The sequence below is a fragment of the Bacteroidota bacterium genome (genome assembly GCA_008933805.1).
Taxonomy (GTDB): Bacteria; Bacteroidota; Bacteroidia; order UBA8524; family UBA8524; genus SB11.
Window position 1 is genome coordinate 68,609 of sequence record WBUH01000002.1, and the last position, 14,879, is coordinate 83,487.

General features: G+C 42.4%; 9 protein-coding genes and 1 pseudogene. 4 read left to right on the forward strand and 6 right to left on the reverse strand.

The annotated features are described in order from the left end of the window. The first annotated feature begins 115 nt into the window (after positions 1-115). Positions 116-6,352 carry a hypothetical protein gene (locus F9K23_02450; GenBank protein ID KAB2918028.1) on the forward strand — a complete coding sequence of 2,079 codons (6,237 nt, stop codon included), beginning with the start codon at positions 116-118 and terminating at the stop codon, positions 6,350-6,352. A gap of 267 nt (positions 6,353-6,619) precedes the next feature. Here the strand turns inward: F9K23_02450 and F9K23_02455 are convergent, their stop codons facing one another. Next, positions 6,620-6,865 carry a hypothetical protein gene (locus tag F9K23_02455; GenBank protein KAB2918029.1) on the reverse strand — a complete coding sequence of 82 codons (246 nt, stop codon included), beginning with the start codon at positions 6,863-6,865 and terminating at the stop codon, positions 6,620-6,622. An 85-nt stretch (positions 6,866-6,950) separates the two neighbouring features. Between F9K23_02455 and F9K23_02460 the strand changes: the two are divergent. From F9K23_02460 to F9K23_02470, 3 genes and pseudogenes are all read left to right on the forward strand, one after another. Continuing rightward, positions 6,951-7,049: pseudogene (locus F9K23_02460) on the forward strand (exosporium leader peptide). Between the two features lie 519 nt (positions 7,050-7,568). Beyond that, complete coding sequence (locus tag F9K23_02465) at positions 7,569-8,147, forward strand: thymidine kinase (protein ID KAB2918030.1); 579 nt, start codon at positions 7,569-7,571, stop codon at positions 8,145-8,147. 153 nt (positions 8,148-8,300) lie between these two features. After that, the gene (locus F9K23_02470) at positions 8,301-8,897 is read left to right on the forward strand and encodes a superoxide dismutase (protein ID KAB2918031.1); all 597 of its coding nucleotides are present in this window, start codon (positions 8,301-8,303) and stop codon (positions 8,895-8,897) included. A 46-nt stretch (positions 8,898-8,943) separates the two neighbouring features. On the opposite strand, the gene F9K23_02475 is transcribed toward F9K23_02470, so the two are convergent. The 5 genes from F9K23_02475 to F9K23_02495 form a co-directional block, all read right to left on the reverse strand. Beyond that, positions 8,944-9,303 carry a hypothetical protein gene (locus tag F9K23_02475; GenBank protein ID KAB2918032.1) on the reverse strand — a complete coding sequence of 120 codons (360 nt, stop codon included), beginning with the start codon at positions 9,301-9,303 and terminating at the stop codon, positions 8,944-8,946. A gap of 942 nt (positions 9,304-10,245) precedes the next feature. Then, on the reverse strand, positions 10,246-10,599 hold the full coding sequence (locus F9K23_02480; protein ID KAB2918033.1) for a hypothetical protein: 354 nt from the start codon (positions 10,597-10,599) through the stop codon (positions 10,246-10,248). A 705-nt stretch (positions 10,600-11,304) separates the two neighbouring features. Then, positions 11,305-11,925 (reverse strand): hypothetical protein, encoded by a 621-nt coding sequence (locus F9K23_02485; GenBank protein ID KAB2918034.1) that lies wholly within the window; start codon positions 11,923-11,925, stop codon positions 11,305-11,307. A 219-nt stretch (positions 11,926-12,144) separates the two neighbouring features. Beyond that, on the reverse strand, positions 12,145-12,525 hold the full coding sequence (locus F9K23_02490; GenBank protein ID KAB2918035.1) for a hypothetical protein: 381 nt from the start codon (positions 12,523-12,525) through the stop codon (positions 12,145-12,147). 110 nt (positions 12,526-12,635) lie between these two features. Beyond that, on the reverse strand, positions 12,636-14,756 hold the full coding sequence (locus F9K23_02495; protein ID KAB2918036.1) for a T9SS type A sorting domain-containing protein: 2,121 nt from the start codon (positions 14,754-14,756) through the stop codon (positions 12,636-12,638). Positions 14,757-14,879 lie beyond the last annotated feature (123 nt).

A 14,879-nucleotide genomic window follows, 5' to 3' on the forward strand; every position in this document is an offset into this window, starting at 1 on the left:
CTCCTTTCCTACGGAAAAAGAAATGTTATATTTCCGTTAACATTTGCAAAGTTGAGCCACCCTTTACAACTCAAAAAAGAATAAGCGCGTTTATCAAAGTACAATCGTCAAACCTATGAAAAATCTCAAAGCACTGCTGTGGGTTATCACGGCAATAGTAGCTGTTCCTTTTACAGTAAAGGGGCAAGCTCCCACTATTGAAGGCAGCGAATATTCATACTTGTACAAGCTTGAAAAAGAACAAGTACGCTGGATGCTCGACAGTGCTTGGCTAAGCGATAAAAGCCCCATACTAACGGCACCTGTAGATAGCTCATTACGCATCAACAACAGCAATCCGTTTGTGCCTAAGAAGCTGGCAAGAGGCTACTATTTATCCGCCTACGCTGCTGATTTAACCATTAATGCTCAGTTGCACATTCACCAACCGTTTTTTCCTACCATACAAGAAACCAACGGGGTGTGGTGGTTTGTGTTTAAAGATACCCTGCAAAGCATTGTGAAGGGCGGTACGCTTACCATGATTGGCAGCAAAGAGAAAGACAGTGTAATTGGTTACGATTCGTCGTGTATGTGCTATCCTGTGCCGCTGCAAAAGCAAGACCGCTGGTTTTTGTTTGAAAAGGGTACAGAGTTTTATTACCTGAAAGTATATTCTCCCTACAAAAAAGTAAAACGCGATTGTACCCGCCCATGGTGGAAATTTTGGAAAAAATGCCGCCCTGCATACAGCGATTATAACAACTACAATTACAGATACCGCCCAAGAGGATGGCGCAGGTTATTAAACTGGGCATCGGATGTTTTTAGCCGCCCTGCAACCCCCATGCAGCTTAACCCGGGTTATATGGTGATTAACCAGCCTGAGTACAAACACTTTGATTCACTAAAGATGAAAGCTTTTATAGTGAACAAAAAGGGCAAGCCGCTTAAGAAGGATTTGTATGTAAAAATTACAACGCAGTCCAACTTCTACCAGCCGCTGCTATTCAAAAAAATATCGCCGGTTACACGGGGAGCTTATACGTTTGATATGGCGATACCCGACAGTTTCCTGCTCGACCAAACGTATCTAATTTCTATTACCGATAAGTTGGGGAGAAGCTATAAATCAAGCCAATTTAAAGTAGCCGATTACGAACTTAAAAAGGTGAGCTACAGTTGGGAAAACGGTTCGCCCGAATATTACCGAGGTAATGATATTGTTTTTTACGCTAAATCAGTTGATGCAAACAACCTGCCCCTGCCCGATGCCACAGTGCGGTTACGATTGAGGATAGACCAAGTATTAGCTACATACGACACCTTGATAGCCTTGCGCGATAGTGTGTTTACTTCGTGGTACGATACCCTGTTGGCGTGCAGCCCTGATGGGTTAACACCGATACACTTGCCGCAACACCTGTTGCCCAATGCTGATTTGAGAATTTTTGGTACCATGAATTTTACCAATGCAGATAACCAACCCGGTTTTGCACAATGGCAATTCAATATTCTAGCCGACTCTAAACGATTTTTTGTAAAAGAAGATAGTAACGGTTTAAGAGCAGGGTATGTAGTACAAGGCCGCATACAAAAAGAAATTCCGGCGTATTGGGTGGTTGAATATACTACAGGCGTTAGAACGGAAAAGAAAATCACTCTGCCGTATTACCAAGATTGGGAGCCCGGGGCTACATTGTATCGTTTGTTAGATTCAGGCAGACGCGAGATAAGCTCGATTGCTATGCCCCGCCAAATACCCAAACCGCCTGCATTTATCGTTACCAAAACTTACGACTCGCTGCACATTGATTTGCAAAACCCTTTGGGCATTGAGGTGGGTTGGCGCATCTTATCAGGCAAAAAGCTGATTGAAAAAGGTGCGGGTAACAGCCTATCGTACCATAAAAAACTAAAAGGCACTAAGCCTGTGTATGTGGCATATACCTACACTTGGGGAGGCAATTTATTTACCTACGAAACCATTGCTTGGGTGAAGGAAAAACAGTTGACGGTGAAAATTGAACAACCCGAAGTTGTTTACCCCGGACAAGAAATTGCCGTTGATATTACGGTTACCGATTATAAAAACAGGGGTGCAAGTGGAGTGAATCTTACCGCATACAGCGTAAACATGGAGTTTGAGAACATTCCCTACCCACAAATGCCCTATTATGGTAAAAACTACGGCGGGCAGTTGGTTAAGAAGCCCATCAACAACATGAGTTTGTGGGAGAAAAGCTACAACTATACGTTGCCCTGCAATCCGTATCTGTACAAATGGATGGGCTTGGCAAGCCATCCCTACTACCGTTTGATGTATAGCCCAACAGCATTGGGTATTTTAAAAGACAGCCTATCCGACGGGAAAACCCAGTTAAGCCTGTTTGCAAGAAACTCAAACACCAACTACAAAAACTACTATGCTGCTTGGATTGACGATACCTTGGCGTATTTGAGCCTGAGCGGACAAGAACCCAATGCCTACCGAGTGAAACCCGGCAAGCACAAAATAACCTTGCGCACGTATGAGGGATTGTATGAAACAGATAGTATTGAATGCACGGCAGGAATGCGCACCCTTGTAGGGCTTAATACGGATAGTATTTATAACAACCGTACCATTAAACGTACTGAGATGTTGAAGGAGGTGAGAAAAGAAGAGTACGGGTTGTACCAGCCTCATGTATTGTACATCACCGGAGATAAAAACTCCATGTATGGAGATAATCTTTCAAGGGGATACCTAAGACAGGGGGATAAAATTTACAACATCGGCAGGTTACAAAAATCATACACATACGGGCACAACGATAACCTTAAAAACAATCCGTACTACTTTTACAAAGTAGGGCCGTTTGAAAAGGGGTGGATAGATTTGATTATTGACCAACGGGTAATAACGTTCTTCTTTAATCCAGAGTATGTTTATACTTATTCAACAGTAGCGGTAATGTCGTCAGATGTGAATTACGACGACTTTAAACCGCAACCACTGCCCTCTTTCTACAGCTTTGCAGATACCGCTACCGAACTACCGCCGCCACCGCCCGAAGAGCCTAAAGTAAATATTATTCCAACTTACGCTTCAACCAATCCCTTGCAGCACCCCGGTATGCGTACCTATTACCACCCGTATTGGGTGGGCAAAGGTTGTTTTTATCGCGTATCCAATAGTAAAGATAACCGTATCATGAACTGGTGGTTTATTAATAACGACAGTCTCGAAATGTCGACCGTAGTAGCATGGCAAACAGGTGTTATAAACCCGCACTTAGTCCCCGGCAATTACGATATAGTAATGCTAACTGATACCAACAGTTTTAAACTGCTGCGCAATGTGCAGGTGCTGGATAGTTTTATTGTGTATTACAACCCCACCGACGAAGGCTTTATGAAATACGATACCCTTTTGATGTGGAGTTACCTTACCAAAATAAAACTTATAAACAGAGGGCCTGTACCCGAATATTACAACACCCCTGTGAAGTTAAAGGTAACTACTGATAATGAACCCGCTAAGGGGGCAGAAAAAGTAGTAGGTGAATTGAGTCTCAACAGCCGATACATAAGCAATGCCCTGATAGTGATTGAAGACGGTAAAGGCGGTTTTATAAACGGAGGGCTTACCAATCAGTTCGGGTTTTATCAAATACCGCTGAAACCGGGAACGTATTATATGAAAATATTTACCCCTCAGTGGGATATGTTTCATGTAGAGAAACTTACGGTAACTGCAAAGAAAAATACCATAGCCCACCTACACATTGGCAATTACAGCCCCGAAGTATTGGCAAGAAACTTTAACAATCTTCCCCGTTCACAAACCAGCGAAAAGCTAACCAATAACGGTACACAACCTAAGTATGAAAACACATCAACAGGAAACTGTTTTGGCAACAATTGCGGGGAAGTAAAGGGTATTATTTCCGACGCTGCAACGGGTGAACCTTTGGTAGGGGCAACAGTAATGATAGAAAGTAATAGCATAGCTACAGCTACCGGTATAGACGGTGATTACCGCATAAAAGGATTATCGGCAGGAACATACACCCTTGTAGTGAGGTACGTAGGGTATCAAACCCAAAAGGTTATGAATGTGAATGTTGGTACCGGTGCAACTACTTTTTTAAACATTGAGTTAAGAGAGAATGTTAGTGAAGTGGGTGAGGTGATTGTGACAGAAAGAGCAAGAATGCCCGTTGTTAAAGGCGATGAAATGAGTTACAATAGCGAAAGATATTATTCAGCTACATCTCCGATGATGAATGAAAGTGTAACGACGATGGATGTTGTAACCACTACTTCAAAAAGCAAGAGAAGAAAAACATTAAACAGTCCTGATTTTAGTGATGGTGAAGAACAAGGCTACGAAGAGGAATACAATCCTTTTAGGGGTAATGCCTTAGCCGATAGTACTGAAGTAAACTGGGTTGACAGGCAAAAAGAAGCACAACGCCTGCAAGGAATGCTGGGGGATAGCAATGCCCTTTTGGTACGCAAAACCTTCCGCGATTACGGGTATTGGATACCCAATCTGCTTACTAACCGCAAGGGCAAAGCGGGCTTCACCGTAAAACTACCCGATAACCAAACCCAATGGAAATCATTTGTGCCAGCCATGGACGGTAAACGCCGTACGGGTTTGGGAACAGCTACCATAAAAGCCTACAAGCCGTTAACGGCCAACCTTTCAGTACCCCGTGTAATGGTTGCAGGCGACCGCTTAGAGATTACAGGAAAAACAGTAAACTATACATCAGACTCGGTAGTGGTGAATGCCTTGTTGCGTGTAAACGATAAAGATTTGTATAACAACCCGATGGGGTTGCGCTATTACCAACTGGTACAGCAGTTTTTAGAACCCATTAAGGCCGGAGAAACCGTAGTACAATACAGCATTAAGATGGACAACGGTTACCTTGACGGCGAAATACGCAATGTACCCGTGTTAGAAAACGGCTTATTGGTAAACAACGGCGAAAGTCAAACCCTTGACGGCAATTTAGAGCGTACCCTTTACCCCGAAGAGGGTTTTATCAACCGCGAGTTGATGGTGAGTAACCGAAAAGTGGTATTGCTGGAGGCAGAGTTGAATAAACTGCGCAACTATCAATACGGTTGTGTGGAGCAAACGGCATCAAAGCTAAAAGCCTTGTTGCTTGAAAAGCAGTTTGCAAAAGCACTGAACAAACCGTTTACGGATGAAAAAGAAATCAGCCAGTGCGTAAAACGCCTTGAAAAATTCCAAAACACCGACGGATCATGGGGATGGTGGAGTCGCACCCTTACCGATTACTGGATGACAATTTATGCCACTGATGCACTGCAACGCGCCGTTAAAGCAGGGTATAAAACACAAAGTGCGCTTACAGGAGCACAACATTTATGGGGTGTGTATCAATTTTTGGCCATCCCGCATAAAATCAATTCGTTAGAACTGTTTATTAATGGCGGGTTTGGCTCGGTAGCTGATAAAATTGCAAAACTGGATACTCTTAACCTTAACCTGCAAGAACGTTATGCACTGATGAAAGCGAAACAAGCTTCGGGTATAAAAATTAATACCAAACCTTTGCTGGAAGCAGTGCGCTTACCTAATGAAAAACAGGCTGTGTGGGGCGAGAAAGTATTTAGTATTTCAGTAAACGAGTTGCAAACTTCTGCCGTTGTGTATGAAATTTTGAGAAAAGAAGGCGGCCATGATGAATTACTGAAAAAAGTGCGTAATTACTTCTTATCGCAGCCTCATACTTCAAGAAACACCATCGAGTCGGCCACCGTGTTGCAAACGTTTATGCAGGATATTGTTACAGAGGATAACAAACGCGAGGAGTTGATACCCGATTTCAGCATCAACGGAAAAGCAACCCCTTTACCCCTTGCCATGAAAATAGCTCCGGCTGATACTGTAAAGCTGGCTAAAAAGGGCAGTGAGTTGTTTTACGTGTACTCGTGGCAACAATTTGAGGCCAATCCGGATGCTCGTACTCAAATATTTGATATACGGACTTCGTTTGAACAAAACAAACGCATGACAGATACTTTGCAGGTGGGTAAACCTGTTACCATGCACATCAGCATGACAATTGATAAAGAGCGTGAGTATGTGATGCTGGAAATACCTATCCCCGCAGGGTTTTCATACCAAAGCAAAACACCCGGTTATGCATACGAACAACACCGTGAACATTTTGACGACAAGGTGGCTATTTTCTTTGGCAAGTTGCCCCGCGGTTTGTATAGCTTTAAAGTAGAATTACTTCCTAAGTTTAAAGGACAAGTAACTTTATTACCTGCCCGTGCAGAAGAGATGTACTTCCCGCTTCACTTTGGCAACAACGCCAAACGCACCATAGTGGTTGAATAGGTTGAGTTAAAAGAAAAACCAAACGTTAACAAGGTGTATGAGGCCGTCATTCCCTCGAAAGAGGGAATCCGTGGGTGGGTGGCACTGTTGATTAAGTCAACCGCACAGATTCCCATTTAAAATGGGAATGACTGACAGCCGCACACAGCAATAATAATTAGGGCTGACTTTCCCTTATTCCTAACTCGAAATAAAAGCGTCATAAAACAACATCGCCTTCCCTAATTATTTAGAGAAGGCGATTTTGTTATAACTACGCGGAGTGAATTACATAAAACGGCGGCGAACCATATCGGCCAGTTCAAGAAACAGTTTGTTTTCCTCGTCCCAGCTAAACTCACGTTTCAGGTTTCTAAAGAAAGTATCTGCTTCATTTCCGTTCGTTAGCCCATTTATATAGTGTATTGACTTCGCATAAGCTTCGTGGTCGCCTTTAAAAAGTTGGTTAATAAACTCAAACTTCTTATTAATGCTAATTGCCTTCTTTAAATCGTGTATCGGGGTTTGCTGCAACTTAGATACCAAGTCATTACCCTCAGGGGCAGTTTGCAAACGGTCGTTCAGCGAAGGCTCATTCACCAGCTTATTCACAGGCTGTGCAACAGGAGCGGGTGGGGGAGTTACTGGAGGCACAGGAACAACAGGTGCAATAGGAGTTTCAACAACCACAGGGGGAGCAACGGGCGCAACAGGCTCTTGTACTTTTGGTGTCTCAACCACGGGAGCTTCAACAACTATGGGCTTCACAGGAACTTCAAAAACTGGCGGTGGCGGAACAGGTTGTTCAACCTTAGGCATGGGCGCATCAATTTTTGGAGGAGCAGGTTCTACAAATGGAGTAGTTACCGGCTCTTTTACCGGAGCAGGAGGAGGAACGGGAACAGTAACAACAGGCGCGCTAAATTCAGCAACCTTTGTATTAGTATCAGCACTGTTTAATTCTAAAACAGCGTCGTACAACTCAATCGTGTACTTGCGCAAAAGGTCAATATCTAATGGATTAAGGGACGATTTTTGTGCAAAACCGTTATTAAGGTCGGTAATCTTGGCCGTTAATTGTTGAATTTTGTCGTGCAGTTCAGTCCTATTGCTCATTTTAAATTATTTTGCGCTTCAAATATAGCCCCGCTTTGTGAGGCAAATGTTATAAAGCATGGGTAAGTATTGCACGTGGCAATGTGTATAATTATAAAACCGTTAAAAGGCTCAGTATAGTATGTTTATAGAACCCACCGGAAACAGGGGCAGACAAAAAGGATGGATAGAGGTAGTGTGCGGTTGTATGTTCAGCGGTAAAACCGAGGAGCTGATACGTCGTCTCAAAAGGGCGAGGTTTGCCCACCAGCGGGTAGAGATTTTTAAACCGATGACGGATGTGCGCTACCACGAGCAAAACATCGTCTCACACGATGCTAGTGAGATTCGTTCTACTCCCGTTGATTCTTCCCTTAATATCTTATTGATGGCGGGTGATGCCGAGGTGATTGGTATTGACGAGGCCCAGTTTTTTGATAACGAGTTACCCAACGTTTGTGCCGAGATGGCTGCACGCGGCATTAGGGTAATAGTGGCAGGATTGGACATGGATTATAGAGGTCAGCCTTTTGGACCCATGCCAAATTTGATGGCAAAAGCTGAGTTTGTAACCAAAGTACACGCTATATGTATGAAGTGCGGTGATTTGGCCACCCACTCATTCCGTACCACCCACCAAACCGACCAAGTTTTGCTGGGTGAAAAAGAAAGCTACGAACCCCGTTGCCGTCGCTGCTTTAATGAAGATTTTAAACCTTGATTTTCAATAGCACAGGATTTCATGTCCTGCGACACCGTGTGCCCAGTTCAGTGTCTATTTATAAACAATTGCCAATGGCAGTAAACCAAATTTAACTTTGGTTTGTTAATATTGAAGATTGATTTACTATTCATTATTTAAACATAAATAACAATGGCTTTTGAATTACCCGCACTAGACTATGCATACAATGCGCTTGAACCGCACATTGATGCACGCACAATGGAAATACACCATAGCAAACACCACCAAGCATACGTTACCAACCTTAATAATGCTATCGCCGGAACTGATGCAGAAGGTTTGAGCATTGAAGATATTTGCCGCAACATCAGCAAATATGCTCCTGCCGTTCGCAACAACGGTGGTGGTCATTACAACCACAGCCTGTTTTGGAATATCATGGCCCCCGGCAAAGGCGGCGTTCCTACAGGTGCTTTAGGCGATGCTATCACCAGCACTTTTGGTTCTTTTGATGCATTTAAAGAAAAATTTGCCGCTGCTGCTGCTACCCGTTTTGGTAGCGGATGGGCTTGGTTGATTAAAAATGCCGAAGGTAAGCTTGAAGTAACCAGCACCCCTAACCAAGATAATCCTTTGATGGACATTGCCGACGTAAAAGGCACTCCGTTGTTGGGTATCGACGTATGGGAACACGCGTATTACCTTAACTACCAAAACCGCCGCCCTGATTACGTAGCAGCATTTTGGAATGTAATTAACTGGGATGCCGTAGCGGCTCGCTTTTAATTCACCGTATTACATAGTAAATAAAAAAGGGGCGCAAGCCCCTTTTTTATTTTAAACTGTTTATCCATTTGGCAATAGCCAGTGCATCTTCTTGCGGTAAACGTTGGGGCAGCATCGGGGGGTAGCCCGGCCAGTTTTCAGGCTTGGGGTTATACATCAAACTCACCATTTGCTCATCAGTGTATCCTTTTTTAGCAACCTCATTAAAAGCAGGCCCTACTAATTTTTCACTTGGCTTATGGCAGGTAAGGCAAGTATGTTCGTCAAGCTTGGCTTGTATATCAGCAGGCGGCTCAATGGTGACTGTTTGCTGTGTGGCTTGTTCAGTACTTTGTGCGGGTTTCTTTTCATTTCCGCAGGCAGTCATTGCAAACCCTGCAATCATAAGAATCACGTAGTTTTTCATACACTCAAAAATTTCAGCGAAAATAAAGGCTTGCTGTATGAAACACTACAAAACTTTACCGATAGGAAAAACAAAAGGCTAAAGCGTTGACGGTAACTTTTGGGTGGGACACTTGGGACACTCGTTTTTAAATTCTATCAAATTGATTTTAAATTGTTTATGTGTTGTAAAGTTGTCCCATTTACGTGGGACAAAGTGGGACAGTTGTATGGCCCAGTTACGGTGTTATTTAGTTACGCGGTTATCGTGTTATTTTTGTTACGCACCGCGCAGGGGCTTGCGAAGTTCTACAAAGCAAAGGCAGTTTCAGGAGGTCAAAGAACTAGGCTGGATAGTTTGTAATTGGAAACGGGTATAAATGAAGACTGGGCTTGCTCAAAAGTAAGGGGTTGAAAACTCTACTGTTACAATTACCTTTTTATGAAGGACTTAAGTCCTTCACAAAAAGGTAATTACAAAAGCGATAGGTTTTAACCTGTCGGGTTAGAAAAACACCGCAACACTCATATTTGATGCACCCCGCTCCCATAAGTCTCTCCAGCAAACTGTGCAACAGCGACTTGTAAAAGCAAAAATACATCCTTTGTTAGGAAGGTAGCAACTATCAACGGCCATGTGCGCGGCTCCCCTCCTTGTGGAGGCTGAGCAAAGGACAAGGAGGGGTTGGGGGAGGTAGCATTAAACACAGCTTACCCCGCTCTCCCAAGTCTCTGCCTTCGGCTATGCAATAGGGGCTTGTAAGCCAAAGTTAAAATAAGCTTGTAACGTATTATTCACTTATAAAGTTGCAGTTTTATACGCAGGTGATAATTGAAATACTACCAGTTATCCAGCCCACTGTAGTAACGGTTACAAATACAGCCCATGTTTGTTGTGAAATTTGTAGGCACGGCTCATACTTCAAATTCCTTTCTCTATGTTACATACTTAGGCTATTTGCCCTCACAAGTCCCTGCCACTACAAGCCAAGCTACTGACTTGCGAGAGCGGCTTATTGTAAAAATTATTGGACTCTGCACCTCTAAAAACAAACATCATTAGAATAATATTAATTGCAATTAAAAAATTCAAAATACTGATTATATAAGACCAGTTTCTACTCTTAACAACAACAAAACTTAAAAAACTAGTAATTACCATCCAAAGGGTAAATCCAATAAAATAAATTGCATCTCCTAAACCATAACCAAGATTGTAGTCAAAGAAACTAAAACTAATAAAGAAAAGACTATATACTACAGCATAAAAAAAGAATGTTTTCTTCTTTATGTCTTTAATAATATCAGATTTTATCATTTTTTTGAGAGATTACTAATTTAGTTAAATAACCATTGTCAGTTGTTTTTTAATTAATTCTGGATGATCAACATCAAATGAATATACATCTAACCACCAAATCCATTTATATAAGAATCAGACAGATCAATTAATGTAGTTGTACGTAAATATTTGCCATCATCCCCATGACAATTAAATTCGGCCTGCTAATCCTCCTTGAACGCCGTCAATATTGTTCCACCCGTTCTCGTAAGTCTGTCGTAGGCAATGCACGGCAGGAACTTGTAAGAACAAAAATACATCCTTTGTTAGGAAGGTAGCAACTACAAACGGCCATGTGCGCGGCTCTCCTCCTTGTAGAGGTTGCGCAAAGGAAAAGGAGGGGTTGGGGGAGGTCGCAAAAACAAGGATCACCCCATTCTCCCAAGCCTCTACCGCAAACTGTGCAACAGCGACTTGTGAGAACAAAAATACATCCTTTGTTAGGAAGGTAGCAACTATCAACGGCCATGTGCGCGGCTCCCCTCCTTGTGGAGGCTGAGCAAAGGAAAAGGAGGGGTTGGGGGAGGTCGCAAAAACACGGCTCACCCCGTTCTCTCAAGTCCCCACCGCAAACTGTGCAACAGCGACTTGTAAGCCAAAGATAAAATAAGTTTGTAACGTATTCTTCACTTATAAAGTTGCAGTTTCATACGAAGGGGATAATTTGGGACACCATCTGAACTACCGATATAATCCCAAAAGATTTAATAACGATGTTGCAAAAGATTTAAATTGTTTTTCAAAAAAAACAAACAGCTTTTCGTATTTGAAATAGTATATAAGCGATAACACAAATATTAATAAAATATACAGTCGGTAGAAAAAAGTTCCTTTGTAAGGTAAATCAAACAACAAAGCTCCAAGAATAAAAATTGATGAAAAAACACCAAAAAAGAAACAAGAATAATTAAAGATAGATTGAGTGATTTCCAAATAAAAAGAATTTTCCTGCTCGAACTGGTCTTTTGAGTATTTTTTTAAAAGTAACATACAATAATAGCTTTTAAACCTTCTTTTAGTTTCAAAATAACATTTTGACATAATAGCTAAACAGAATGACATTTCTTTATAATCAAACTGTTCCGCTAATAGCATTAGTCGTCTGCTATTTGTACAATACTCCAATGCTTTTTGATACTTACATTTTTTATAATAGCTAAAACCCAAAATATTCAGCATATCAACCCTCTGCAATAAATTGACTCGCTGAGAGACCTCCATTTTTGAAACTGAATTAATTATTGCATCATACTCCTTATTCTCAAAATTTTCTATTATAGTTTCGAAGAGGTTCAATTTCATAACTATTTATTTGATTTTCGTACCAACTGGTAAAATAGCCCCTGCTCCCATAAGTCTCTCCAGCAAGCTGTGCAACAGCTACTTGTAAGCCAAAGATAAAATAAGTTTGTAACGTATTCTTCTCAGCTAAAGTAACGGTTTATACGCTGAGGATAACCTTGAACACATCTCTTAAACAAAACACATTGTATGTTTACATTCGATTTCATTTCCTTTGAATTAATTTGGATGATAGAATGTGAATTTATAAATCTCGTTTTTTGCTTTGATAACAAATAAAGTGTCAGAAAACGCGGGTTTGTAAACACTATCATTTGGCTGTGCCAAATCATCAAAAAAAACACTTTTCCCATTTGTAGAGACAACATATGGATGAAAATAATACTTCGTAACACTATTTTTTAAAGATATTACTTGCATTTTTTCTCGATACTCAATATAGGAGATTAGTCCACTTAATTCTGTTGAATCAAAAAAATCAAAATGTTTTTTTAGTCTTCGGTTATTAAGATTGTTTACCAACAGATATCCCATTATTAAACAAAAAATAATCAGGGCTTTAACTTTAAATTTTTTTTCTTTTGTTCTTATTAAAATCATGTATTAAAAACGCATTGGAAACTCCCCAACTCCCACAAGCCTCTCCCGTAAATTGTAAAGCAGGGGCTTGTGCGTGGGAGATAAAATTGGGTTAAAGCTATATTATGTTCTTACTCCCTCACAAACTTAGTAACACCCTTGTACCCGTTGCCTTGCACTTGAATAAAGTAAATACCTGCGGGCAAATCAGCGATAGGTAACGTATTAGTACCATTTTCAATGGCAAAGGTACGTACCACTTGTCCCACAAGGTTCATAAGGCTGCCCTTAAGAGCAGGGCCGTTAAAGCCGGCGGGAGCAATGGTAAGTTCAGTTGTAGCAGGGTTGGGGTACACAGCCAGTTGCAAGTTCGTTTCAGCCAATTGGTCTATCCCCGCGGGGAAGGTAATATCCGTACTGTCAAACATCCCTTGGCTCAAATTATAATACGTACCCGATGGAGTAGTCTCCTTTTTCACCGCACGCACCATATATACGTTGTGGCCTTGCAAAGGGTCATTGTCAACAAAGCTAGTACCGTTTACCAACGTAAGATTGACCTTCACATACTTGCCGTACAAATGCGGGGCGCGGTACACGTGGTAGCCCACCACATTAGCATCGGTAGAGGCCGTCCAGCTTACCGTTACCTTTTTTGTACCCGTTTCAACAGCGTCAATAGTAGTAGGGGCTAACGCTACGTGCATACGCAGGGTAGGGTCGCCCATCAGCGCAATGTGTATCAAGCGTTGCGAGCCGTTAAAGTTTCCTTCATACAATGTGCCGTTTTCGTTTTGGGTAAGTCGCGCACCGTATCCGATACATTCGCCCAATGCCATGTGGTGCAATGCCCAGTTGGGAATACCGCCCCAAAAACTTGCCAGTATCGAAGGTTTTGAAGCCAATGCAGCACGCAACAAAGCATCTTGGATGTCCCAATCGCCAAAATAACTGCCTGCCAGCGAGGTGAAAATGGTTTTAATGCTATCCGCAGCAAACTGTGCGGTGTTGATTACTCCGCCGCAAGACGAGTACCAACCGCCGCCGCAAGCCCCGCTCCATAAATACCAGTCTTTTTTCAAATCAGCATTGTAGTCAACGCCGTTGTTCACATTGTCTACAATGTTTGCAGAGCCCACCATGGGCGCAAAGTTTCGCCAGTTTGACGAAGCAATTGTAAACGATTGAAAATTATCGTCAATCAACGCCCTTGCAGGGGCAGTAAGCTGTCCAATGCGGTAGCTGTGGTTTTTTTGCAGGTAGTAACGCAGCAACGCCGTATCACTTTGTCCCGCAAAAGCAGGCAAGCGAGAAAGGTCAACGCGGCCTACCATTAAATCCACATCGCTATCAAACTGGCTGGCATCAAACTTACCATCACCGGGTTGGTTTTTATTCTCAGCCCTTGATGCCGACGAAGTACTTACAATATTATCCGTCCACAAACCATCTACATCACCGTAATACCCGTCGCAAGGCCAAGCCCCCGAATGGTCGGGGTGTCCGTCAGGGTATATACTCCCTGAATAGGGGACAGGTACTCTTCCCAACAGAAACACGGCTTTCACATTAGGTACAGTCTTTATTTTATCCCTAACCGCCGTAACTGCATCGGTACGTTCAGTGATAATGCGTTGCACTTGCCAGCCGTCACCAATCAAATCTTTTTCAAGCATGGCAATTTCGGTGGCCAGCGGTTGCAAATAATTATTATCAATCACAAGCGCAAGCGTGCCGTGCTGTTCTTCGACAGCATGGTTTATACCGGCATACACACTGCCCAGTGCGCCCGTGCTTCCGCCTTCTTTAAATACCAAATACTCGTAGGCTTGACCCACGGTAACCGCATTATCGGTATAAGTACTGTCGCCCGTGCCAAGGTTAGCATACACATTGCCCCAGTCCTTATCTTCCTTCGCTTTTCTAAACACCCGTATGCGGGTAGCATCAGTAAACTTTGGAAATTTAAGGGTAATAGCAGCCGGACTTTCGCTTACCGTTGCCGTAACCAACACCGAACGGTTTTTATTGAATTGTGCCGTTACAGCCGTTGAAACAAGAAATAGAAGTGAGGTAACGAGTAGAGTTTTTTTCATCAATTGTATAATTGGCTTTAAGAAGCAAGTTATATAATTTAGAATAAAAACGGTGTGGCAAACATCATCAACGCAATAGCAGCAGGTTTTATACCTGCTGTGATGTGAGGATACAACAGCGACGGGTTTTACACCCGTCGGCAAGAATGGTTTCATACCCTTTGCAAAACGGGTTCTCAATAGCGACGGGTTTCATACCCGTCGTAATAGGTAGGATAACAACGATGGGTTTTACACCCATCGGTCAGAAAAGGTTTCATTCCCGCCATTAATACCCTG

Bases quoted from the DNA above. Each gene is read 5' to 3' on its own strand.
- F9K23_02485 (KAB2918034.1), bottom strand. From the start codon at position 11,925: ATGAAATTGAACCTCTTCGAAACTATAATAGAAAATTTTGAGAATAAG.
- F9K23_02465 (KAB2918030.1), top strand. From the start codon at position 7,569: ATGTTTATAGAACCCACCGGAAACAGGGGCAGACAAAAAGGATGGATA.
- F9K23_02495 (KAB2918036.1), bottom strand. From the start codon at position 14,756: ATGAAACCATTCTTGCCGACGGGTGTAAAACCCGTCGCTGTTGTATCC.
- F9K23_02470 (KAB2918031.1), top strand. From the start codon at position 8,301: ATGGCTTTTGAATTACCCGCACTAGACTATGCATACAATGCGCTTGAA.
- F9K23_02480 (KAB2918033.1), bottom strand. From the start codon at position 10,599: ATGATAAAATCTGATATTATTAAAGACATAAAGAAGAAAACATTCTTT.
- F9K23_02475 (KAB2918032.1), bottom strand. From the start codon at position 9,303: ATGAAAAACTACGTGATTCTTATGATTGCAGGGTTTGCAATGACTGCC.
- F9K23_02450 (KAB2918028.1), top strand. From the start codon at position 116: ATGAAAAATCTCAAAGCACTGCTGTGGGTTATCACGGCAATAGTAGCT.
- F9K23_02490 (KAB2918035.1), bottom strand. From the start codon at position 12,525: ATGATTTTAATAAGAACAAAAGAAAAAAAATTTAAAGTTAAAGCCCTG.